Raw genomic sequence first — 23063 nt, 5'->3', positions numbered from 1 at the left:
TGCCGCAGGGCGGGTACGGGCAACGGATGCCCGACTTCTTGCCATCGGCGATGGTCACAGCTGACGGCGTAGAGCCTTCTGGTGTGGCGCCCCTACAAGGCTTCAGCTCGTAGCCGCCGAAAAACATTGGGATCTCGTTGATGTAGTGCATTTTGCGCAGGCCGCTGGCGTCGCGGCCTACGGCAACTCTTCGCTCGCAGACTGGACAGACCCCGGGACTTGGCACGGCACGCTCCTCGCGATCAAGGCGGAATTTCGAGCCAGTATCGCGGCCACGCCCGGCATCGAAATCCGCTGAAGCGGTACTGATCAGTGTGTAGGAATGGACGGAGCGTTGTAGGTCGGTGTGCGGGCGGACCCGAGCAGCAGGTGCGCCAGCGACCGTGGCAAACCGGGCCGGGTTTCCAGCCATCGGGCGGCGGCGTAGATCAGTGCGCCGGCGACCGGCACGAGCACGGTCGTGGCGAGGGTCTGCGCCTGTTCGCCGAGGTCGGCGGGGAGCAGCCGGGTCGAGACCAGCCAGGCGATCAGCGCTCCCCACGCCGCGGGCAGGACGGTGCGCACGATCGACACGAGGTATCCGGCGAGGCCGCCGGGCTGCTCGCCCGGTGCCGGGTTCTGCCCCGTGGCTTCGGCCGGGATACCAGACGTGGCCGGCGTCGACCGCCCACCTATGCATCCTGACTGCTCCGAAGCAACGCGGCAGAGGCCTTGCGCGGCAGGTGGCCTCCGCAGCAGTGGCCCATGCACTCGACGCTGGTCTGCTGCCCCAGTGGCGGGCGCGCCCGGAGGCATCCCGAAGAGTGGCCACTGCACTCGGTTTCCGGGCCCTAGGCGCCCAGCTGAGTGTCCGCCTGCGTGTGGGCGAGTGAGCGCGGCTACTGCGACGTCGAGCTGCTTGGTCTCGGCGAGTACGACCAGGGCGGTCGACTGGACAACTCGTCCGCCGGTTGTCCGGAGGTTCGGAAGATCGCGGTGGCGGATCTGGTTCAGCGTGCTGAACAGGTCGAACGGCGTGCTGTGGGCGCGTGGAAACGTTGCGGCGGGGTCGCGTTCCGGGGCTATCGGGGCTTCGGGTTACACTGAACGCGGACCTCGTGCGGCGTCCATCCTGTGAACTCCCCCAGGGCCGGAAGGCAGCAAGGGTAAGCGGGCTCTGGCGGGTGCGCGGGGTCCCCTTATTTTTCTGGGGACCGCTCTCCGGGCTTGACCGGCAGGTCCGGGGCGGGTTTCAGGCCGTGTTCGGGTTGTCGTGCTCACCGCGTAGGGTTTCCACCGTGGCGCTCGCCCTTTACCGCAAGTACCGGCCGGCGACCTTCGCTGAGGTCGTCGGGCAAGACCACGTCACCGAGCCGCTGCGGACCGCGCTGTCCGCCGGCCGGATCAACCACGCGTACCTGTTCTCCGGGCCGCGCGGGTGCGGCAAGACCTCCAGCGCACGCATCCTCGCCCGCTCGCTGAACTGCGCGCAGGGCCCGACCGCCGACCCGTGCGGCGAATGCGACTCGTGCGTCGCGCTCGCGCCGGAAGGCGGCGGCAGCGTCGACGTCGTCGAACTCGACGCGGCCAGCCACGGTGGCGTCGACGACACCCGCGAGCTGCGCGATCGGGCTTTCTTCGCGCCCGCCCAGTCGCAGTACCGGATCTTCATCATCGACGAGGCTCACATGGTCACCACGCAGGGCTTCAACGCCCTGCTGAAGATCGTCGAGGAACCGCCGGAACACTTGATCTTCGTCTTCGCCACCACCGAACCGGACAAGGTGCTCACCACCATCCGGTCCCGGACCCACCACTACCCGTTCCGGCTGATGCCGCCGGGCGTGATGCGCGAGCTGATCGACCGCATCTGCCGCGACGAAGGCGTGCAGGTCGAGCCCGCGGTGTACCCGCTGGTGATCCGGGCCGGTGGCGGGTCCGCCCGCGACACGCTGAGCGTGCTCGACCAGCTGCTCGCCGGGGCGGGGCCCGACGGCGTCACCTACGAGCGCGCGATGGCGCTGCTGGGGGTCACCGACGTCGCGCTGATCGACGACGTGGTCGACGCGCTCGCCGCGGGCGACGGCGCCGCTGTGTACGGCACCATCGACCGGCTCGTGGAAGCCGGGCACGACCCGCGCCGGTTCGGCTCCGACCTGCTCGACCGGCTGCGCGACCTGGTGCTGCTCAACTCGGTGCCGGACGCCGCGCAGCGCGGACTGGTGGAGGCCGCCGGGGACGAGCTCGCCCGGATGCAGAGCCAGGCCGAACAGCTCGGCGCGGCAACGCTTTCCCGGTTCTCCGAGATCGTCCACACCGGACTTTCCGAGATGCGCGGTGCCACCGCGCCCCGGCTGCTGCTCGAACTGCTCTGCGCGCGGATGCTGCTGCCGGCCGCATCCGACTCGGAAACCGCTCTGCTGCAACGGTTAGAGCGCGTCGAGCGCCGCATGACCATCGCGCCCGGTGAGGGTGCTCCCGACATCGCTCCGGCCGGGCAGGCTGCTGCGCCAGCGGCGGACGCCGATGCGCGGCCGAAGCGCGTCTTCCAGCGGCCGCACGAGCGCGCAGCGCAGGAGGCAGCCCCGTCGCAGGCGCCGGCGGAGCCACGCCCAGCAGCGGCGGCAGCGCCTGCCGGGGCAGCCCCGGAGCGTGCGACGCCTCCGCAGGAGGCCGAGCCGCGGCCGACCGCCGAGCCGCGACCCGCGCCTGCGACACCGCCGCAGGCGGCTGAGCAGGCGCCGCGTCCCGCTGCAGCGGCGGAGCCGCGTCCGGCGGCAGCGCCAGCGGCGGCAGCGCCCGCTGGTGCTGCCGAGGTGCGGAGGGTGTGGTCGGACGTCCTGCAGGCCGTCGCGAAGCGGAACCGGCCGACGCAGGCGTTGCTGCTCAACGCGACGGTGCAGGACCTCAACGGCGGCACGCTGGTGCTGTCGATGCCGACGTCCGGGCTGGTCAAGCAGCTCGCTCAACAGCGGCGGCTGGACTTCGTCCGGGACTCGCTGCGCGAGGTGGTCGGCGGTGAGTGGGAAATCCAGTGCGTCGAGGCCGGTGCCGCACCGCCGCCTCCGGCTCGACCTGCCGCGCCCAAGCAGCCGCCGCAGCGCCGGTCGACCCAGCAGAGCGAGTCCAGTGCCCAGCCGTCCAACGGTCAGGCCGCGAATCCGCAGGCCGGTGGGCAGGCCGCCAACGGTCGGGCGCCCTCTCGGCCGCAGGCGGGTTCGCCCGCGCGCCAGGGTTCGGTGCCGCGTCCGCCGGAGCCGGACGACATCCCGCCGCCGCCCGAGCCGCCGGACGACGAGCCCCCGCCGCCGGACGACGTGCCGCCGCCTCCGGAGCCGCCCAAGCCCCCGGAACCGTCGCGGGCACCGCGTCCGCCGGTCTCCGACGACGAGGAAGACCCGGAGACGATGCTCGCCGAGTCGTCCCCGATGGACGCCGGCGCCCAGGTGGGGCCGGACCCCGAAGCGGCGGCGGTGGAACTCTTCGAGCGTGAGCTCGGCGCCCGCCGGATCGACAACTGAGCCCTTCCGCGAAGCGGCACCGTGCTCTCGGAGCCCCCTGGAAACGGGCGGCGGTTTCTCGCCCGGCCAGCCGCCCGTCCGGTGAGGTCAGGCTTGCTTTGCCAGGTGGCGGGCCAGGAAGGCCACCGCTCCCGGGTAGGCGTCGAGGCGGTTGGCGCGTTTGGCCAGGCCGTGGCCCTCGTCGTCGTAGACCCGGAGCTCGCACTCCAGGCCCTTGGCGCGGACCGCCGCCGCGATCTGCTCCGCCTCGGACAACGGCACCCGTGGGTCGTTCGCCCCGTGCAGCACGAACAGCGGCGCCGTGATGGATGCGACCTCGGTCAGCGGCGACGCCACGCGCAGGAATTCGGCATCGGCCGCGAGCGAACCGTATTCGCGCTCGCGGTGCGCGCGCCGGTAGGCGGCGGTCCTCTCCAGGAACGTGACCAGGGACGAGATCCCGACGATGTCGACTCCGGCCGCCCACCGCTCCGGCTGGAACGCCAGCCCGGCGAGCACCATGTACCCGCCGTACGAGCCACCCCACAGCGCCGCGCGCTTCGGGTCCAGTCCGATCGACGGCAGCCAGTCGTGCAGGTCGCTGAGGTCGGTCACCGACTCCAGCCGGTTGCGCCCATCGTCGGCCGAGTACCAGCGCTTCCCGTAGCCGGTGGAGCCGCGGACGTTGGGCACCAGCACCGTGTGCCCCTGGGCGACGAGGGCCTGGACTATCGGGTTGAACGTCCGCACCGACTGGCTCTCCGGGCCGCCGTGGATGATCAGCACCGCCGAGCCGGCCAGTCGCGGATCGGCCTCGCGCGGCGAGTAGACGAAGCACGGCAGCTGCTCGCCGTCGCGGGTCGGCACCCGGTGAGCGCTCGGCTCGACCGGGCGCTGGCCGCGGAGCTGCTCCGCGGAACCGGTCAGCGACTCGCATTCGCCGGTCGCGGCGTTCACCAGCAGCGCCTCGCCCGGAACCGTTGCGGCGCTGAAGGACAGCGCGACGAACCGCGAGTCCGGTGACCAGGCCGGGGTGGGCAGCGGGAACGCACACCAGCCGTCGGCGGGCAGCCGGACGGCCCGCAGCAGGTACCCGGTCGCGTCGTGCAGCGCGAGCCGGCTCACGCCGTCCTCGTTGGCCTGCACGAGCAGCGTCGAACCGTCCGGGGAGAGCCAGCCGGTGAGGTCGTGCTCGTCGGAGGTCACCAGCCACCGACGCGCCCCGGTCCGCGGGTCGAGGTGCGCGATGCCGGTGAGGTCCCGGTCGGCGTTGGTGGTGACGACCAGCCCGTCGGGCAGCCAGCCGAGTTGGACGTGCCGGGCCGGCACGTCGCGGCCGGTCAGCGTGAGCACGTTCCCGGGTGCTGTCGTGTCGACCAGGAGGAGCTGGTCGGACATCGGCGGGTCGGCGGGCACCGTCAGCGCCAGGTGGCGGCCGTCCCGCGAGGCCGCCGCCTCCATGACCATGCCGCCACCGTCGTAGGCGACCTGCTCGTCGCCGGTGGCCACGTTGCGGATCACCACGTCGAAGTCCCCGCCGTTGCGGCGGTTGGTCGCGTAGACGATCCGGCCGGGCAGGACATCGAGCAGCCGGTGCACGTGTTCGGGGTCGCGGACCAGCGGCTCCAGGTCGCGCAGCTGCGCCGGGCGGGCGCGCGGTTGGTCCAGGCGCAGCAAGGAGAGCTGGCCGCGCTCGTTGCCGTTGGTGTCGTGCTGCACGACCACGGCGCGCTCGCCGGGCAGGTAGCGGCCGGTCACCGCGCCGGGCAGGGCGGTCAGCGGGGTCTGCTCGCCGTCGGCGAGCTCGACGAGCTGGGTGGAACCGGACTCGTCAGAGCCGGCCAGGACCCGGCCGGTGGCGGACACGTCGAAGGCCCGCCAGCTGGTCAGCTCCAGCAACCGCACGATGTCCAGTGCCATGCGATCACCATGTCATGCCTCGCCCCCACCGCCCAGGGCCCGCCGCCACCCGCACCGCCAGGCAGGGCGGGCCGCGCGTTCTCTAGGCTGGTGGCGTAGCCCGAATTGGGGTACGCGCACGCGCCAGCCGGAGGAGGATCACGTGCAGCCTGGTGGCCAGCCGAACATGCAGCAGATCATGGAACAGGCGCAGAAGATGCAGCAGCAGCTGATGACTGCGCAGCAGGAGCTCGCCGTCGCCGAGGTCACCGGCAGCGCCGGTGGCGGCATGGTCACCGCGACCGTCAGCGGTGCGGGCGAGCTGAAGGGGCTGTCGATCGACCCGAAGGCGGCCGACCCGGAGGACACCGAGACGCTGGCCGACCTGGTCGTCGCGGCGGTCCGCGACGCCAACCGGGCGGCGCAGGAGCTGCAGGCCGAGAAGATGGGTCCGCTCACCGGTGCGCTGGGCGGTGGGGGCCTCGGCGGTCTCAGCCTGCCGGGCATGTGATCACAGTTTCAGCTGGAACCGCACACCGTCGTCGGCGGGGAGTGCGGTTTCAGTTGAAACTGCACCGAACCCCTGGAAACGAGCGATAAGTGTACGAAGGTCCGGTTCAGGATTTGATCGATGAGCTCGGCAGGCTGCCGGGCATCGGTCCGAAGAGCGCGCAGCGCATCGCCTTCCACCTGCTCGCCGCGGAGCCCGCGGACGTGACCCGGCTGCAGGAGGTCCTGCAGAAGGTCAAGGAAGGCGTGGTGTTCTGCGACGTCTGCGGCAACGTCTCGGAGGAGACGACCTGCCGCATCTGCCGGGACGCCCGGCGGGACACGGCGCTGGTGTGCGTCGTCGAGGAACCCAAGGACGTACTGGCGGTCGAGCGCACCCGCGAGTTCAAGGGGCGCTACCACGTGCTCGGCGGCGCGCTGGATCCGCTGTCCGGGGTGGGGCCGGACCAGCTGCGGGTGCGCGAGCTGCTGGCCCGCATCGGGCAGGACGACATCACCGAGGTGATCATCGCGACGGACCCGAACACCGAGGGCGAGGCGACCGCGACGTACCTGCTGCGAATGCTGCGGGACTTCCCCGGTCTGACGGTCACGCGGCTGGCGTCCGGCCTGCCGATGGGTGGCGACCTGGAGTTCGCCGACGAACTGACGCTCGGCCGCGCCCTCTCCGGCCGCCGCGCCATGTGATTCCCGAGCCCCGCGCGTTTCTCCTGGTGAATGCTCGTGAGTACTTCGGGTCGTGATAACGGCTGTTGAGTTTGGCCCAAAGTACTCACGAGCATTTTGTTTTTGCTGCGGTGACGCCGATCCGGTTGATGTGCGCTGGCCTGGAGCCCCGGCATCGCGACCCGGTCGGGTTGAAGGCGGGCCGCGGGCGGTATCGCCGGAGGCGTTCGCCCATCGCCAGAATCGCTCGTGGTGGGCGCGCATTTCCGCAATTTTTACCGCTTTCCGGGGTTATCCGATAGTTCTTCCGGGTCGTCCAGGCGGCTCAATGCCCTCGCCCACGTGGGTGAATGCCCGATAAATCGGGTTTTCCTTAGGCGCGCCTAAGTAGCTGGATCGTAACCTCAGGTGCTCCACCCAACTCCGAATGCGAGTTAGTCTCACGGAACTTTGAGACCTGAGACACACCGAGGTGCTTCCATGAGTAGAGCTCCATCGGCGGGGCCGCGTCGCGGTTCAAGCACGCGGCGTCGTGTTGTGACCGCTGGCGTCGCCATCGTCGCGGCGACCTCGCTGGCGGCCTGCGCGCAATCGCAGCGCGAGGCCGGCGGCGGCGGTGAAGGCGGCACGCTCACCTTCGGCGCGGCCGGCGCACCCGACCTGTTCGACCCCTTCTACGCCTCCGACGGCGAGACCTTCCGGGTCACCCGTCAGATCATGGAAGGTCTCGTCGGCTTCAAGCCGGGTTCGTCCGACGTCCAACCGGAGCTCGCCGAGAGCTGGGAGCACAGCCCGGACGGCAAGACCTGGACCTTCAAGCTCCGCCAGGGCGTGAAGTTCCACGACGGCACCGACTTCAACGGCGAAGCGGTGTGCAAGAACTTCCAGCGCATGTTCAGCCAGACCGGCGCCGGTCAGAACAACGCGCTGTCCTACTACTGGATCGAGAACTTCGGTGGGTTCGCCGATGGCAAGACCCCGTCGCTGTACCAGGCGTGCGACGCGCCGGACGCGGCCACGGCCGTGGTCCACCTGACCCGCGCAAGCTCGAAGTTCCCGGACATCCTCGGGCTGCCGTCGTTCAGCATGCAGTCGCCGACCGCGATGGACCAGTACCAGGCCAACAACGTGCAGGCGCAGGGCGACAGCTTCGTCTACCCGGAGTACGCCAAGGCGCACCCGACCGGCACCGGCCCGTTCAAGTTCGCGTCCTACGACGAGAGCAACGGCACCATCAAGCTGGCCCGCAACGAGGAGTACTGGGGTGAGAAGGCCAAGCTCAACGAGCTGATCTTCCGCATCATCCCGGACGAGACGGTGCGCAAGCAGGAGCTGGAGTCGGGCGCCATCGACGGCTACGACTACCCCAACGCCGCCGACCTCAAGGCGCTGCGCGACGCCGGCAACAACGTCCAGGTCCGCGACCCGTTCAACATCATGTACCTGGGCATCACCCAGAAGAACAACCCGGCGCTGCAGAACCTGAAGGTGCGGCAGGCGCTGGCGTACGCGGTGGACCGGGAGACGCTGGTCAAGTCCAACATGCCGGAAGGCGCCTCGGTGGCCACCCAGTTCTACCCGAAGACGGTGGACGGCTACGCCGAGGACGTCCAGCAGTACCCACACGACCCGGCGAAGGCCAAGCAGCTGCTCGCCGAGGCAGGCATGCCGAACGTGACGTTGAACTTCTACTGGCCCACCGAGGTGACCCGGCCGTACATGCCGGACCCGCAGGGCATCTACAACGCCCTCGCCGAGGACTTGCGCGAGGCGGGCTTCACCATCAACCCGGTGAGCAAGCCGTGGAACGGCGGCTACATCGACGACGTGGACAACGCCAAGGCCGACATCTTCCTGCTCGGCTGGACCGGCGACTACAACACGCCGGACAACTTCATCGGCACCTTCTTCGGCACGCCGACCAACCGCTTCTACACCGCGGCCTCGCCGTGGGGCGAGGAGCTGGCAGCGCAGCTGAAGGCCGCCGACGGCGAGCCGGATGAGGCCAAGCGCAACCAGATGTACCAGGACATGAACCGGAAGCTGATGTCCGAGTACCTGCCCGCCGTGCCGCTGTCGCACTCGCCGCCGGCGATCGTGACCAGCCCGCGGGTGCACGGGTTGCAGACGTCGCCGTTGACCGCCGAGGAGTTCGCGTCGGTCAGCGTCTCGGAGAAGTGAGTTGACGATTTCGCGCGAAATCGGCGCGGCTCCCGCACGGGGACCGTCGGTTTCGCGCGAAATCGCGCGCTCATGTCCGGACTGACGAAACGGGGGTTTCGTGGTGCTCCGCTTCACGATCCGACGGCTCGCGCAGCTGGCGCTGGTCGTCGTTGTGCTGTCGATGCTGCTGTTCGCCTGGCTGCGGATGTTGCCCGGCGGCCCGGTGTCAGCGCTGCTGGGGGACCGCGCCACGCCGGAGGCGCGAGCCAGGCTCGAGGCCGATCTCGGCCTGGACCAACCGATCTTCGTGCAGTACTGGCGCTTCCTGGGGCGCGCCATCACCGGTGACTTCGGCACATCGACCGGCGTGCAGCGCGGGTCGCCCGCGCTGGAGGTGTTCCTGACCCGCTTCCCGGCCACGCTGGAGCTGTCGATCCTGGCGCTGCTGCTGGCGGTCGTGGTCGGCATCCCGCTGGGCTACCTGGCGGCCCGCAAGCGCGGCAGCTGGCTGGACAACGTGAGCATCACCTGGTCGCTGATCGGTGTTGCGGTGCCGGTGTTCTTCCTGGCGTTCCTGCTGAAGTTCGTGTTCGCCATCCAGCTGGGCGCGCTGCCGGCCTCCGGCCGCCAGGACGTCGGGCTGAACGCGACGCGGGTGACCGGCTTCTACATCCTCGACGGGCTCCTGACTCGCGAGTTCGACGCCGCGTGGAACTCGTTCGTGCACCTGATCCTGCCGGCCATCGCGCTGTCCACCATCCCGTTCGCGGTGATCTTCCGGATCACCCGGGCCGCGGTGCTGGACGTGATGGACGAGGACTACGTGCGCACCGCGCGGGCGAAGGGCCTGACGGGCATGGTGATCCGGCGTCGGCACATCCTGCACAACGCGATGCTGCCGGTGGTGACGACGATCGGCCTGCAGACCGGCGCGCTGCTGGCGGGGGCGGTGCTGACCGAGCGGGTGTTCAACATCGCGGGGGTCGGCCAGGCGGTGGCGATCGGGTTCCAGCGCAAGGACTTCCCGGTGCTGCAAGTGGTGATCCTGGCGTCCGCGATGGTGTATGTGCTGGTCAACCTGATAGTCGACCTCTCGTACGCGTTGATCGACCCACGACTGCGGACACGGTGAGGTCATGGTGCTGAAAACGCAGCGCAAGGAACGCATCGACGCGCTAGCAGAGACGGCGTCGGACGCCGGGGTGAGCCTGGCCGCGTCGGCGTGGCGGCGGCTTAAGCGCAACCCGGTGTTCGTGGTCGGTGCGGTGATCATCGCCGCGTTCGTGCTGCTCGCGCTGCTCGCGCCGGTGCTGGCCCCGCACGACCCGGCGCAACGCCTGCTGGAGCAGCAGGTTTCGCGCGCGGACAACACGATCCCGCCGCCGCAGGAGGGTTTCCCGCTCGGCGGCGACCAGTACGGCCGGGACCTGTTCTCCCGGCTGCTGCTGGGATCCCAGCAGACGCTGCTGGTCGCGGTGCTGGCCACCGTGATCGGGCTCGGCGGCGGCCTGGTGCTGGGCATCCTGGCCGGCGCGTTCGGCGGCTGGGTGGACGCCGTGGTCATGCGGATCGCGGACGTGATGCTGTCGGTGCCGTCGCTGCTGCTGGCGGTGTCGATCGGCGCGTTGTTCGCGCAGCAGACCCAGTTCACCGTGATCCTGGCGGTGGCGATCGTGCAGGTGCCGATCTTCGGGCGGTTGCTGCGGGGCACGATGCTGGCGCAACGGGCCAGCGATCACGTGCTGGCCGCGCGGGCACTGGGCGTGAAGGAGAGCGCGATCGTGTTCCGGCACATGCTGCCGAACGCGCTCGGCCCGGTCATCGTGCAGGCCACCCTGGTGCTGGCGGTGGCGATCATCGACGCGGCGGCGCTGTCCTTCCTGGGACTGGGCGCGGCCGACGACTCGGTGCCGGAATGGGGGCAGATGCTCGGCGGCGCGCAGAACATCATCGACTCGCACCCGCAACTGGCGTTCTGGCCGGCCGGTTGCATCATCCTGGTCGCGCTCGGGTTCACGCTGGCCGGCGAATCGTTGCGGGACGCCTTGGACCCCAAGCGCCGGCGCTAGAGGTGAGGAAACCAATGGCACTGCTGGAAGTTCGCGACCTCTCGGTGGTCTTCGCCCGCAAGGGCGAGCCGCCGGTCACCGCCGTGGACGGCATCTCCTTCGACGTCTATCCGGGCCGCACCGTCGGCCTGGTCGGCGAGTCGGGATGCGGGAAGTCGGTCACCTCGCTGGCGATCATGGGCCTGCTGCCGAGCACCGGGGCGGAGGTTTCCGGTTCGGTCAACTTCGACGGCACCGACCTGCTGCAGCTGCCCCGGCGCGAGCTGGACCAGCGCCGCGGCCGCGACCTGAGCATGGTTTTCCAGGACCCGCTGACCTCGCTGAACCCGGTGGTGCCGATCGGCCTGCAGGTGTCGGAGGTCGTCGAGCGGCACCGCGGGCTGCCGCGCAAGGAGGCGATGCCGGAGGCCGAGGACCTGCTGCGGCGGGTGGGGATCCCGGACCCGAGGCGGCGGTTGAAGGAGTACCCCCACCAGCTCTCCGGCGGCATGCGGCAGCGCGCGCTGATCGCGATGGCGCTGGCCTGCAAGCCGCGGCTGCTCATCGCCGACGAGCCGACCACCGCGCTGGACGTGACGATCCAGGCGCAGATCCTGCAGCTGCTGGCCGAGCTGGTCACCGAGACCGAGACCGCGCTGATCATGATCACGCACGACCTGGGCGTGGTGGCCGGGCTCTGCGACGAGGTGAACGTGCTTTACGCGGGCCGGGTGGTGGAGCGGGCCGCGCGGCACGAGTTGTTCGCCCGGCCCCGGCACCCCTACACGGCGGGCCTGCTGGCCTCGATCCCGCGGCTGGATTCGCCACGCGGCCAGCGGCTGTCGCCAATCAAGGGCTCGATCAGCGACAACATCCCGTGGGACGCCGGTTGTGCGTTCTGCCCGCGCTGCCCGAACGCGAAGGAGGTCTGCGAGCAGCAGACCCCGGACGTCAGCATTGACGTCGGCGCGCGACTGCTGCGCTGCCACAACCCGATGCGCGAGACGATGTCGACCCCGGTGGAGGCGTCATGAGTGGCGGTCCGCTCGTGAGTGGTTCGTCCGGTTCTTACCGGAACAGTCACTCACGACCCGCACGGCGCCACGCAAGCCGATCGCACGAAACCGTGGAGTGGTCATGACGGAAACGCCGGAGACCCCGGAGGGCGGAGCGACCTCGGCGACCTTGACCGGGGAAGTGCTCGTCGACGTCGACCAGGTCGAGGTGCATTTCCCGATCAAGCGCGGCGTGGTGCTGGACCGCACGGTCGGCCACGTGTACGCCGTCGACGGGGTGTCGCTGCGCATCGAACGCGGCGAAACCTACGGCTTGGTCGGGGAATCCGGCTGCGGCAAGTCGACGCTGGGGCGCGCGGTGCTGCGGCTGGAGAAGCCGACCGGGGGCCGGGTGGTGTTCGACGGCGTCGACCTGTCCGGGATGAAGGGCGAGCAGCTGCGCCGGATGCGCCGCCGGATGCAGATGGTCTTCCAGGACCCGCTGTCGTCCCTGGATCCCCGGCAGTCGGTGCAGTCGCTGCTGGTCGAGGGCATGCGGGCGCACGGGATGGACACCGGCCGGGCAGCCACCGACAAGCGGCTGCGCGAGCTGCTGTCGGCCGTGGGCCTGCCGTCGACCTCGCTGCGCAAGTACCCGCACGAGTTCTCCGGCGGCCAGCGGCAGCGCATCGGCATCGCCCGGGCGCTGTCGGTTGGGCCGGACCTGGTGGTGGCCGACGAGCCGGTGTCCGCGCTGGACGTGTCGGTGCAGGCGCAGGTGCTGAACCTGCTGGAGGACCTGCAGGCCGAGTTCGGGTTGACGTACCTGGTGATCGCGCACGACCTCGCGGTGGTGCGGCACATCGCCGACCGGGTCGGGGTGATGTACCTCGGCGGCATCGTGGAGGAGTCCACATCGGACGAGCTGTACGAGGAGCCGCTGCACCCGTACTCGAAGGCGCTGCTCTCGGCGGTCCCGGTACCGGATCCGACGGTGGAGGACGAGCGCGAGCAAATCCTGCTTTCCGGCGACCTGCCCTCGCCGGCCGCGCCGCCGTCGGGCTGCCGCTTCCACACCAGGTGCCCGTGGCGGCAGTCGACCCGGTGCGACACGGAGCGGCCGGAGCTGCGGGAGCTGAAGCCGGGACACCGGGTGGCGTGCCACTACGCCGAGGACATCCGCGACGGCCGCCTGAAGCCGCACGAGGTGCCGGCCGAAGCGGTGAACCCGGCGGACTTCGGCGACCTCGACGTCACTTCCGCCCACCCGGCCTGAGCGCGATTTCAATGGAAATCGGACCTTCGATTTCCATCGAAATCGCGCGTTGTCTGCTGCCGCCGGCGTCCGAACATCTAGGTTTACAAGATCGCTAGGTCCGGACGAACGGAGGCAGTGGGTGAGGTACAGCAGTGCTGCGCGGTGCTCCGCGTGCGAGCACCGGGCGATCCTGGAGCGGGCGACCGCGGAACGCCTGATGACCGAGACCGACCGGCTCCTGGTGCCCTACGACTGCCCGGAGGGCAACGGCATCCACGTCTGCAACCCGGACTTCGAACGCGGCCCCACCCGTTAGGGCCGGTCAGGCCCGTGAGTGTTTTTGGGTGTTATAGCCCTCAAAAGCGCTCACGGGTGGTGACCAGGGGCTATGCGTCAGCTTGCTCGGAGTGGTGGGCTTGCTCCGGCTGGTTCGGGTTCAATCTCGGGCTGGGGAGTTCGCCGGGTGAGCTTGATGCTGCCCAGCAGCACGCCGCCGACCACGACCGCTCCGGCCGTGAGTTCGATCGGATGCGGCTGCTCGCCCAGCACCAGCCAGGCCGTGGTGAAGCCGACCACCGGCACCAGCAGCGAGTACGGCGCGACCAGGCTGGCCGGGTAGCGGCCCATCAGGGTCGTCCACAGGCCCGAGCCGATGATGGTCGCCAGCAGCGAGGTGTAGGCGAGCCCGCCGATCGCGTACCAGCCGGTCGGCGAGTCGAATACGGTCGCCACCGCCTGCCAGTCCGCCGTCGGGCCTTCGACCATCGCGGACAGCGCGAACATCGGCAGCGGCGGCACGATGGCGATCCACAGCGTCAGGTGCAGCGGGTTCGGCGCGTTCGCCTTCCGGCTGCACAGGTTTCCCAGCGCCCACGAGAACGCGCCGCACAGCGTGATCAGCATCGGCAGCAGGCTGGCGCTCTGGGCGCGGTGCCAGCCGATCGCCAACATGCCGAGCACCGCCGCGAGGATGCCGACGATCTGAACCGGGGTGATCCTCTCCCGCAGCAGCAGCGCGCCGAGCAGCACGGTGAACGGCGCCGACGCCTGCTGCACGAGTGAGGCCAGCCCGGTCGGCATTCCGATGTTCATCGCCACGAACAGGAACGCGAACTGCAGGGTGCCGAAGAACAGCCCGTAGCCGAGCAGCCAGCGCCACGGCACCTTCGGGCGCGGCACGAACAGGAGCACCGGCAGCAGGACCGCGAAGCGGAGTCCGGCGAGGAACAGCGGTGGGAACTGGCCGAGGCCGTAGTCGAGCGCGATGAAATTGCCGCCCCAGAGCACGGCGACCACCAGTGCCAGCAAGCGGTCGCGAGAGGTCACAACTGGCAGCCTGCTGGTCGGTTCCGTGAAGAACAAGCGCTATTATTTACAGGTAATGTGTAGTATTCCTTCATGGACGTTCGCAGGTTGAGACTCCTGCGGGAACTCGCCGATCGCGGAACCGTGACCGCCGTCGCGAGGGCCCTGTCCTACACCCCGTCGGCGGTGTCGCAGCAGATCCGCGCGCTGCAGGCCGAGGTCGGCGTGCAGCTGACCGAACCGGCCGGTCGCGGGCTGCGCCTCACCGACGCCGGCCGGTCGCTCGCAGCCCGCGCGGACGAGGTGCTCGCCGCGCTGGACCGGGCCGAGGCCGAGCTGGACAGCTACCGGTCCACGCCGCGCGGCGTCGTGCGGGTCGCGATCTTCCCGTCCGGCGCGTTGCTGCTGCTCCCGGGACTGCTGCGGCGGATGGCCGAGGAGCCCAACGTGCGCTTGGAGTGCCGCGACGTCGACATGACCCCGCCGGGAGTCCCCGAGCTGACCGCCGACTTCGACCTCGTGGTCACGCACCGGAACGACCAAGCGCCGCCGTTCGACAGCGAGCGCATGGCGATCACGCCGCTGCTGCGGGAGCCCCTGGACGTCGCGCTGCCGCAGGGCCACCGCCTCGCCGCCAAGGACCGCATCGAACCGGCCGAGCTGGTGGGCGAACCCTGGTTGAGCGTGGACATCGGCTTCCCGGTCGACGACGTGCTGCGTTCCCTCGCGATCCGTACGGGTGTCCGGCCGAAGGTCGTGCAGCGGATCAACGACTTCCGCGTGACCGAGGCACTGGTCGCAGGCGGCCACGGCGTCGCGCTGCTCCCAAGGTACACAGTGGACAGTTCGCGACTGGTCATGCGCCCGCTGGCAGGAGTCCGTGCCGGACGCAACGTCGAGGTCGTCTCCCGGAAGGGGGCGACGGAACGCCCGGCGGTCCGGGTGGTCCTCGACGCCCTGCTGGCGGAGGCGGCCGCCGCCACCGGGCTGCGCGATCAGAAGTAGCTCAGAAGGACCGAACTTCGCTGGTGGCGCGGGCGGATTGCGAAGAACGTGATCGTCGTTCGTCCTCGATCGCGCAGAAGGCGAAGACCGGAATGGCCAGACGGGTTCGCATGTTCGCGGTCACCCTCGCCGCCCTGATCAGCGCGGCCGGTTGCGGTGGTGGTGCCTCCTCCGAGCCCATCGCGCCGGAATCGGCCGCGTCGGCGTCGTTGGGTTCGAATCTGGCCGCGGGACTGATGATTAGCCAGTGACCTGCGCAAATGTTGACCTTCTGCGCATTACTTCGGGGCGTGGTCGCGGGCCCAGCGGCAGATCGCCGCCACCTCTTCGGCGTGGGTGGGCAGGGTGTCGTCGGTTATGCCGACCACCGGGATGTGGGCTTCTCGCGCCACATCGGACGGGCGGCGCAGGAACCCCTTCTCGTGCACACCGGTGCTGCCGGGGCCCGGCGTGCCCTCGGCGAGGTGTCCGGTGGTGCGGGCGTAGCGGGTGAGGATGCGGGGCTTGCGCAGGTCGCGGTCCGCGCCGTACCACTGCTGGCTCAGCGGGAAGATCGCCGACAGCGCGTCCCACCAGCCCTCCGTCGCCAGCACCAGCTCGGGGTGGCGGCGGCGCAGCTCGTCGGCCATCCGGCGGTAGCCGTCGATCACCTCGTAGCGCGGGTCGTTGAACCAGTAGCCCAGGGTGTCCAGGAAGGCCGCGTCGACGCCGAAATCTCGCACCAGCGCCGAGATCGACGCCACCAGGTGGGCGCGGAACTCCGGCTCGCCCGGGTTTAGGAACACCTGGTCGCCCTCGCCGACCCGGTCGCTGTCCCAGTCCGGCCGGTTCAGCAGCTCCACGTAGCGGTTGGTGTCGTTGCGCAGCACCGACTGCTCCCATACCGGGTACTCGAGCACGTTCGCGCCGTGCCCGCCGAACATCGGCATCAGCCGCACGCCCAGCTGCCGCGCGGTGTGCGCGAGCGCGGCGAATCCCTCGGCGCCGCCCAGGTCTTCGCCGGGCCGGTACCGCGGGTAGGCGTAGTAGTAGCGGCCCTCCCAGCCGGGCAGGTAGGCCAGCACGCGGTGCGGGTCGATGTGCTGCGAGACGAACCGCAGCGCCTCGGCCATCTGCGCGAACGTGTTGAATACGTAGCCCGTCCAGTGCTGCCCGTGCAGGGTCACCACCAGCGCGGTCTGCCGCAGCCACTCCGGCACGTCCTTGCGGGACGACCACGGCACCAGGTTCTGCGCACCCTCCACGAAGGACAGATGTTCGTCCAGGTCAGCGTCGGCGCTGTGCTCGGTGGTGCCCAGTCGCAGCCGGATCGACGGAACCCGGCAGGTGGTCGAGCGCGCGGTGGCCGACGGCACGTGCACCAGCTCCGCGATCGGGCCCGGCGCGTAGGGCGGCTGGTGGACGTGCAGGATCTTCCGCCGCACCAGCGGATCGCGGACGCTGAGCGCCAGCCCGTTCGGTTCGTCCCCGGCCGCCACCCACGGCGTCGCCCAGTCCGAGCCGGGGTACTCCAACTGGAACCGCTGGCCGTTGACGCCGTGCGCCCAGCCGCGACCGGTGTTCGGCGCCCACCAACCGGCCCGCAACTGGTCCGCAGGCAGGCCACGCAGCAGGAGCTTCACCGCCTTCACCGGCTCGTCGTGGCGCACCGTGATCGACCACTCCAGCACGCCGGCCGTGCGGGTCACCTCGATGTCGGCCTCACCGGCCTCGACCGACACCTGCTGCCCGAGCCGCGCGTACCGGTCGGCGTGCACGTGGATGCGGTCGCCCTCGCGGACGTGCGTCCGCTCGACGTCCATGCCGTAGCCGTTGGCCGTGGTGAAGACTTGCAGCGCCCACTCCACCCCGGCCGCGCCGGGAACGGGGAAGTAGGGGTCTTGGGGATCGAAGCTCAGGTCGGTGTCGATGAGGGCCACGACGTCGCCTCCGGTACCTCCGCACCGCGGGCCAGGTAGCCCGCGGCTCGATCCAGCAGCGCGGCGAGGTCATCGGCTTCGTCGGCGGTGAAGACCAGCGTGTCACCAGGGGGCAGCACCACCGCGACCCGATCGCCCACCACCAGCACCGTCATGGTGCCCGAACCCAACGGTGCGATGCACGGGATTCGCCAGCGGAGCTTCTCGGTCGGATCCTCGGTCGGCCACATGTCCACCTCAACACTGCTGAGCTTTGGTGCCTGACGTAACCCGGTGATCCGCCCATCATCAAGCCCCGTAGACCGAACGAGTGATCAAAGACGGGGACTCGGCTGGGAAGGAACGACCAAGCAAGGGCGGAAAGCAGGGATCGCGGAGTCGAACATACGTAAATCGGGGATCCCGCAGTCCAGGCGGCGTCTGACGTTCCGCTACCCCGCACCGCTACGCAAGAAGAGCCTGGAACCACCAGGACACCCTGGAACTAACAGAAACCAGGGGGAGGGGCCGTGCCCCGACGTTTCCCAGTCCTACGGCCGCTCCCCCTGATCCTGTGTTCCCCAGGGGCGTCGCCTGGCGTCCCGCGACGATGTCAATGGTGCCGATTAGGAGGAAGGCGCAATACCATCTTTGGTCGAGTGTGTTCACCGTACCGGGCGCTGCTCTTCGGCCCAGCGGATTGCGATTTCCGGCGTACTCCGCTCACCGGTTCGGCGCTTCCGGGGTGCCGTCCGCCGGGTCGGCGTAGCCGTACTCATGGCCTGCGACCTGGTACAACTCCGCGTAGCGGGCCAGTCGGTCGCGATCGAGCAGGACTCCGATGCCCGGCCGGTCCGGTACCCGCAGCCTGCCACCCGGATAGGGCAACGGGCCGCCCTCGACGACGTCGTCGGCTAGCAGCCGGCCGTAGGACTGGTTGGCGCAGCGGAATCCCGGCGTCGCGGCGATCAGGTGGGCCGCGGCGTACGTCGCCACCCCGAGCTCGCCGAGGCTCTGTTTGACGACCGGGAGGCCCGCCGCCTCGCAGATCCCGGCGGAGCGCTTCAGGTTCAGCAGACTGCCGTCCAGCATGTTGTCCACCGAGATCGCGTCGGCCGCGCCCTGCCGGATCACGTTCAGCTGGTCGTAGCGAGTCCGCGACGCTTCGTCGGCAAGCAGCGGCACCCCGGCGCGGGCGCGCAGCCGGGCCATCTCGGGAAGGTTCCGGCCGGACACCGGTTGTTCGGCGAACTCGATGTCATAAGGCTCCAGTGCGCGCAGGGCCCGCAGCGCCGCCGCTGGGGACCAGGACTCGTTGGCGTCGATCCGCAGCGACGGCCCGGCGCCGAGGCCGTCGCGGATCGCGGCGACCCGCTCGATGTCGGTGGCCTGGTCCGCGTCGCCGACCTTCACGTAGAAGCTCTCGAAGCCGGCCGCCGCGCCCCGGGCGGCCTGCTCCCGCATCCACTCCGGGGTGCCCTGCGGGACGTAGTGCAGGTATTCGACCTCCTCGCGCAGCGGGCCGCCGAGGAGGTTGACCAGCGGCTGGTCGCAGGCCTTGCCGACGATGTCCCAGCAGGCCATGTCGATGGCGGCCATCGCGGGGCTGGTGGTGCCCACGTGGTGCCAGGTGCCGACGATGTCGATCAGCTTCGCGATCCGCTCGGTGCGGAACGGGTCCTCTCCGATGGCGAACCGCTCTACCGAGCGCAGCACGGCGAGCACGATCTCGGCCGACGGGTACGCCGGGGCCTCGCCGAGGCCGGTGATGCCTTCGTCGGTGTCGATCTCGATCAGCACGCTGACCAGGCCGCGCCGACTGCCGTAGGCCCACTTCTCGTCGGTGTTGAACGGCACGGCGACCGGGATGCTGCGGATGCCGATTATGCGCAAAACGCCCTCCCCCCAGGGCGTCGTGAGCGGCTCGGAGCTGCGCCCGCTCGCGACTGCTGTGTGGTTACCGTCACACCAACCTTCGTGCTGCGCCAATGATGGACATGCCTTCCCCGGCCGTCGATGGCGCCAAGCGCGGTTCGCATACGTACCCTGGCCGGGGGCCGGTCGGCCCAGACGACCGCGAGGCGTTCTCGAATCGAGATGGGCGTTCATGATCGAGTGGCTGGACACGATCCCACCCGGGGTGATCTACCTTGTTGTCGGATTGATCATCGGGCTGGAAAGCGTGGGGATCCCGCTGCCCGGCGAGATCATGCTCGTCAGTGCCGGCGTCGCGGCCTCGCAGGGCGTCGTCAATCCGATCGCGCTGGGCGCGATCGCCGCGAGCGGCGCGATCATCGGTGATTCGATCGGCTACGCGGTCGGCAAGCGTTACGGGCGCACGCTGCTGGGTTGGCTGGGGCGCAAGCTGCCGAAGCACTTCGGCCCGAAACCGGTGCGCCAGGCGGAACGGGCGTTCGACCGCTACGGCGCGTGGGCGGTGTTCGGCGGCCGCTTCGTGGCGCTGCTGCGCATCCTCGCAGGTCCGCTGGCGGGCATCCTCGGCATGAGGTACCGCAAGTTTCTGATCGCGAACGCGACGGGCGGCATCGCGTGGGCGGGCACGGTGACGACGCTGGCCTACGTCTTCGGCGTGGTGGCCGGGCAGTGGTTCCACCGGTTCTCGTGGGTCGCCCTCATCGTCACCGTCGTCGTCGGCTGGCTGATCGTGCACGTGGTGCGCCGCCGCGCGGAGAAGGCCGACGAAGCCGAGGAACTGGAAGAAGCGGAGAAGCCGGAAGGATCCGGAGAACCACCGGTCGAGGCCGAACGCACCGAACCCGAAACCGACGCTCCAGTGCGCTGACCCCGCTGGCCCGCAGTTTCAATTTGCAACTGGGAACGGCATGGCACCCGGGGAACCGCAGTTTCGATGGAAACTGTGACCCCGGCCACGAGCGAACGGCCCGTTCGCCCCGGTCGACGGGGTGAACGGGCCGTTCGCGCCTGCGTAGGTCAGCGGTTGGCGCGGTTCACCGCGGACACCACTGCGCGCAGCATCGCGGTGATCGTCGAGGTGTCGACGCCGGCGCCCCAATAGATCTTGTCGCCCACCGCGCACTCCAGGTAGGCCGCGGCCCGCGCGTCGTCACCGGCGGTGAGCGCGTGCTCGTGGTAGTCCATGACCCGCACGTCGTAGCCGATGCTGCTCAGCGCGTCGACGAAGGCCGATACCGGGCCGTTGCCGGTGCCGGTGATCTCCTGCTCCTCGCCGTCCACGACCACGGTCGCGGTGATGCTCTCGTTGCCGTTCTCGCCGGCCGCCCGCTGCCGGACCAGCTTCAGCGGCGCGGTGGCCTCCAGGTACTCGCTGGAGAACGCCGACCACATCGCCGTCGGGCTGACCTCGCCGCCCTCGGAGTCGGTGTGCGCCTGCACCACCTTGGAGAACTCGATCTGCAGCTTGCGCGGCAGGTCCAGCTGGTGCTCGGTCTTCATGATGTAGGCGACGCCGCCCTTGCCGGACTGCGAGTTGACCCGGATCACGGCCTCGTAGGTGCGGCCCACGTCCTTCGGGTCGATCGGCAGGTACGGCACCTCCCACGGGTAGTCGTCCACGCCGGTCCCGGCCTTGTTCGCCTCGTCGCACAGCGCGTCCAGGCCCTTGTTGATGGCGTCCTGATGGCTGCCGGAGAAGGCCGTGTAGACCAGTTCGCCGCCCCACGGGTGCCGCTCCGGCACTGGCAGCTGGTTGCAGTGCTCGACGGTGCGCTTGACGTAGTCGATGTCGGAGAAGTCGATCTGCGGGTCGATGCCCTGGCTGAACAGGTTCATGCCCAGCGCCACCAGGTCGACGTTGCCGGTGCGCTCGCCGTTGCCGAACAGGCAGCCCTCGATGCGGTCCGCGCCGGCCTGGTAGCCCAGCTCGGCGGCGGCAACGCCGGTGCCGCGGTCGTTGTGCGGGTGCAGCGACATGATCACCGAGTCGCGGCGGGCCAGGTTCCGGTGCATCCACTCGATGGAGTCGGCGTAGACGTTCGGGGTGGCCATCTCGACGGTGGCGGGCAGGTTCAGGATCACCGGCCGCTCCGGGGTGGGCTGCCAGATCTCGGTGACCGCGTCGCACACCTCGGCGGCGTAGGACAGCTCGGTGCCGGTGTAGGACTCAGGCGAGTACTGGAAGCGGAAGTCGGTGTCGGAGTACTTGCCGGCCAGTTCGAGGGTCATCTCGGCGGCCATCGTCGCGATCTTCTTGATGCCCTCGCGCTCCTCCCGGAACACCACGCGGCGCTGCAGGATCGAGGTCGAGTTGTAGATGTGCACAATCGCCCGCGGCGCGCCTTCCAGCGACTGGAAGGTCCGCTCGATCAGCTCCGGGCGGCACTGGGTCAGTACCTGGATGCGGACGTCCTCGGGGATCGCGCCATCCTCGATGATCTCCCGGACGAAGTCGTAGTCGGTCTGGCTGGCGGCCGGGAAGCCGACCTCGATCTCCTTGAATCCCATCTGCACGAGCAGGTCGAACATGCGGCGCTTGCGGGCCGGCGACATCGGGTCGATCAGTGCCTGGTTGCCGTCGCGCAGGTCGACCGCGCACCACAGCGGGGCCTTGGTGATGCGGTTGTCCGGCCAGGTCCGGTCGGGCAGCGATACTTTCTCGACCAGCTCGTGGAACGGGCGGTAGCGGTGGTAGGGCATGGCGCTGCCCAGCTGCGTGTTCCACGGAGCCTGGTCGGCGGGCGCTGGCCGGGACGGCTTGCGCACCTTGCCGGCGAACGGGGCTTGGGCGTTGGGGGTGTTGCTGCTCATGCGAGTGGTTCTCCTGCTCGGTTACCGGGTCTGGACCGACGACCGGCGCGTTCGAACCCCGCGACGAGGGGCCGGTCTATGAGACCCCGTCGCGGCGGCGAAGCAGGAGAACGCGAGCCACGGCCCTAGGCTAACCGCAGTAGTGGCCCGAAATGCAAGCGGGACGTCCAGATGGTGGGAAATGACACGTGGTGATCAGGGGAATCCCGGCTGCGAACCGCGTGTCCGCCGGTTTCGGGCGATTCCTGACTTCCCGATCTCCGCGCCTGGCAAAGTGGTCGGAGGATCAAGGGGAGGGGCGGTCGGATGGCGGCGAAGAAGGGGCGGTCCGCGGTCGCGGCGCTGATCAACGGCGCGGGATTCCTGTTCGCCGCGCTGCTGGTGCTGCACATCGTGTTCGTGGTGACCGGTTTCCCGGCGGAGAACGGGTTGGCGCAATCCGTGGCGCAGGCGGCCGAGCCGCTGGCGTTGTTCTTCCCCGGTCTGGTGCAGGCGCCGGGCGAGGTGCTGCAGGTGCTCCTCGACTACGGCCTGGCGGCGGTTTTCTGGGTGCTGGTGGGCGGGGTGCTGGCTCGCGTGTTCGGCTGACCTCCCCGGTCGTGCCAAACTGGAGATCGTGGCGAATGACGTGAGCACGGAAGCGCAGGAGGGCGGCGTGCGTCGCGCTGACCTGCGACGGGCGCGGGCCCGTGTGGTCGGTGTGCTCGTCAACGTGGTCCGGTGGGCGGGCAACCTCGGTGCTGCGCTGCTCGTGATCCACGTGGTGTTCACCGTCGCCGGCGCCAACCCGGACAACGGCATCACCCAGTTCGTGGCGTCCTGTGCGGAGACGCTGGCGCTGGGTTTCCAGGACCTGTTCATGCCGGCCGACCCGACGCTCGCGGTGGCGGTCAACTACGGTGTGGCGGCGCTGTTCTGGCTGATCGCCACGTCGATGGCCGTGCGGATCCTCCACGCCCTCGCCTGAAAGTCCACTTCGGATTTTTACTGGAATCGTCGCTCTGCAGGCCAAGATTTGTGAGCGTTTTTTGGCGCTATAAACACAAAAACCGCTCACGGGCCCGCCCCGCAACCGGCACCGCCGCGGGTTC

General features: G+C 69.7%; 23 protein-coding genes and 1 other RNA gene. 17 read left to right on the top strand and 7 right to left on the bottom strand.

The annotated features are described in order from the left end of the window. Window positions 1–309: 309 nt before the first annotated feature. Window positions 310–573, bottom strand: a complete 264-nt coding sequence (locus DL519_RS29095) for a hypothetical protein (protein WP_190819515.1) — start codon at window positions 571–573, stop codon at window positions 310–312. Between the two features lie 35 nt (window positions 574–608). Here DL519_RS29095 and DL519_RS50420 point away from each other — a divergent pair, with 35 nt between their 5' ends. The 4 genes from DL519_RS50420 (at window position 609) to DL519_RS29075 (ending at window position 3500) form a co-directional block, all read left to right on the top strand. Next, entirely contained in the window at window positions 609–872 is a 264-nt protein-coding gene (locus tag DL519_RS50420) for a GNAT family N-acetyltransferase (RefSeq protein WP_223839676.1), read from the top strand. Then, window positions 847–1086, top strand: a complete 240-nt coding sequence (locus DL519_RS29085; RefSeq protein WP_190824639.1) for a hypothetical protein — start codon at window positions 847–849, stop codon at window positions 1084–1086. Before DL519_RS50420 ends, DL519_RS29085 begins: the two co-directional genes overlap by 26 nt. A gap of 1 nt (window position 1087) precedes the next feature. Continuing rightward, an RNA gene (ffs, locus tag DL519_RS29080) (signal recognition particle sRNA small type) lies at window positions 1088–1182 on the top strand. Window positions 1183–1277: 95 nt separating this feature from the next. Next, a complete protein-coding gene (locus DL519_RS29075) occupies window positions 1278–3500 on the top strand; it encodes a DNA polymerase III subunit gamma and tau (RefSeq protein WP_190819513.1) in 2223 nt (740 codons plus the stop codon). Window positions 3501–3587: 87 nt separating this feature from the next. Here the strand turns inward: DL519_RS29075 and DL519_RS29070 are convergent, their stop codons facing one another. Further along, on the bottom strand, window positions 3588–5399 hold the full coding sequence (locus DL519_RS29070) for a S9 family peptidase (RefSeq protein ID WP_190819511.1): 1812 nt from the start codon (window positions 5397–5399) through the stop codon (window positions 3588–3590). Window positions 5400–5565: 166 nt separating this feature from the next. On the opposite strand from DL519_RS29070, the gene DL519_RS29065 reads away from it, so the two are divergent. The 8 genes from DL519_RS29065 (at window position 5566) to DL519_RS29030 (ending at window position 13334) form a co-directional block, all read left to right on the top strand. Continuing rightward, the gene (locus tag DL519_RS29065) at window positions 5566–5889 is read left to right on the top strand and encodes a YbaB/EbfC family nucleoid-associated protein (protein ID WP_223840372.1); all 324 of its coding nucleotides are present in this window, start codon (window positions 5566–5568) and stop codon (window positions 5887–5889) included. A gap of 89 nt (window positions 5890–5978) precedes the next feature. Then, on the top strand, window positions 5979–6575 hold the full coding sequence (gene recR / locus DL519_RS29060; protein WP_190819507.1) for a recombination mediator RecR: 597 nt from the start codon (window positions 5979–5981) through the stop codon (window positions 6573–6575). A 459-nt stretch (window positions 6576–7034) separates the two neighbouring features. Beyond that, the gene (locus DL519_RS29055) at window positions 7035–8735 is read left to right on the top strand and encodes an ABC transporter substrate-binding protein (protein WP_223839674.1); all 1701 of its coding nucleotides are present in this window, start codon (window positions 7035–7037) and stop codon (window positions 8733–8735) included. Between the two features lie 103 nt (window positions 8736–8838). Then, entirely contained in the window at window positions 8839–9849 is a 1011-nt protein-coding gene (locus DL519_RS29050; protein ID WP_190819503.1) for an ABC transporter permease, read from the top strand. A gap of 4 nt (window positions 9850–9853) precedes the next feature. Next, on the top strand, window positions 9854–10786 hold the full coding sequence (locus DL519_RS29045) for an ABC transporter permease (protein WP_190819501.1): 933 nt from the start codon (window positions 9854–9856) through the stop codon (window positions 10784–10786). A 14-nt stretch (window positions 10787–10800) separates the two neighbouring features. Continuing rightward, window positions 10801–11799, top strand: a complete 999-nt coding sequence (locus tag DL519_RS29040; protein WP_190819499.1) for an ABC transporter ATP-binding protein — start codon at window positions 10801–10803, stop codon at window positions 11797–11799. A 103-nt stretch (window positions 11800–11902) separates the two neighbouring features. Next, window positions 11903–13036, top strand: a complete 1134-nt coding sequence (locus DL519_RS29035; RefSeq protein WP_190819497.1) for an ABC transporter ATP-binding protein — start codon at window positions 11903–11905, stop codon at window positions 13034–13036. Between the two features lie 121 nt (window positions 13037–13157). Then, window positions 13158–13334, top strand: a complete 177-nt coding sequence (locus DL519_RS29030) for a hypothetical protein (protein ID WP_168586137.1) — start codon at window positions 13158–13160, stop codon at window positions 13332–13334. 77 nt (window positions 13335–13411) lie between these two features. On the opposite strand, the gene DL519_RS29025 is transcribed toward DL519_RS29030, so the two are convergent. Continuing rightward, window positions 13412–14344 (bottom strand): EamA family transporter, encoded by a 933-nt coding sequence (locus DL519_RS29025; protein WP_190819495.1) that lies wholly within the window; start codon window positions 14342–14344, stop codon window positions 13412–13414. Between the two features lie 72 nt (window positions 14345–14416). On the opposite strand from DL519_RS29025, the gene DL519_RS29020 reads away from it, so the two are divergent. Beyond that, a complete protein-coding gene (locus DL519_RS29020) occupies window positions 14417–15328 on the top strand; it encodes a LysR family transcriptional regulator (protein ID WP_190819493.1) in 912 nt (303 codons plus the stop codon). Window positions 15329–15420: 92 nt separating this feature from the next. Continuing rightward, window positions 15421–15579, top strand: coding sequence for a hypothetical protein (locus DL519_RS29015; protein WP_190819491.1), 159 nt, complete (start codon window positions 15421–15423; stop codon window positions 15577–15579). A gap of 27 nt (window positions 15580–15606) precedes the next feature. Here DL519_RS29015 and DL519_RS29010 read toward each other — a convergent pair whose 3' ends face one another. From DL519_RS29010 to DL519_RS29000, 3 genes are all read right to left on the bottom strand, one after another. Then, complete coding sequence (locus tag DL519_RS29010) at window positions 15607–17247, bottom strand: alpha-amylase family protein (RefSeq protein WP_190819489.1); 1641 nt, start codon at window positions 17245–17247, stop codon at window positions 15607–15609. Next, window positions 17223–17477, bottom strand: a complete 255-nt coding sequence (locus DL519_RS29005; protein WP_223839672.1) for a hypothetical protein — start codon at window positions 17475–17477, stop codon at window positions 17223–17225. Before DL519_RS29005 ends, DL519_RS29010 begins: the two co-directional genes overlap by 25 nt. A gap of 472 nt (window positions 17478–17949) precedes the next feature. Beyond that, window positions 17950–19119 carry a mandelate racemase/muconate lactonizing enzyme family protein gene (locus DL519_RS29000; protein ID WP_190819485.1) on the bottom strand — a complete coding sequence of 390 codons (1170 nt, stop codon included), beginning with the start codon at window positions 19117–19119 and terminating at the stop codon, window positions 17950–17952. A gap of 214 nt (window positions 19120–19333) precedes the next feature. On the opposite strand from DL519_RS29000, the gene DL519_RS28995 reads away from it, so the two are divergent. After that, complete coding sequence (locus tag DL519_RS28995; RefSeq protein WP_190819484.1) at window positions 19334–20029, top strand: DedA family protein; 696 nt, start codon at window positions 19334–19336, stop codon at window positions 20027–20029. A 149-nt stretch (window positions 20030–20178) separates the two neighbouring features. Here the strand turns inward: DL519_RS28995 and leuA are convergent, their stop codons facing one another. Then, the gene (gene leuA, locus DL519_RS28990) at window positions 20179–21972 is read right to left on the bottom strand and encodes a 2-isopropylmalate synthase (protein WP_190819483.1); all 1794 of its coding nucleotides are present in this window, start codon (window positions 21970–21972) and stop codon (window positions 20179–20181) included. Between the two features lie 306 nt (window positions 21973–22278). Here leuA and DL519_RS28985 point away from each other — a divergent pair, with 306 nt between their 5' ends. After that, window positions 22279–22560: a hypothetical protein gene (locus tag DL519_RS28985; protein WP_190819482.1), complete on the top strand. Its 282-nt coding sequence runs from the start codon at window positions 22279–22281 to the stop codon at window positions 22558–22560. 40 nt (window positions 22561–22600) lie between these two features. Continuing rightward, entirely contained in the window at window positions 22601–22939 is a 339-nt protein-coding gene (locus tag DL519_RS28980) for a hypothetical protein (RefSeq protein ID WP_223839671.1), read from the top strand. Window positions 22940–23063: the final 124 nt, after the last annotated feature.

The sequence above is a fragment of the Saccharopolyspora pogona genome (assembly GCF_014697215.1).
In the GTDB taxonomy this organism is placed as follows: Bacteria; Actinomycetota; Actinomycetes; order Mycobacteriales; family Pseudonocardiaceae; genus Saccharopolyspora; species Saccharopolyspora hattusasensis.
The sequence above is the reverse complement of the archived record's forward strand: the minus strand, read 5'-3'. Positions and strand labels throughout refer to the sequence as shown.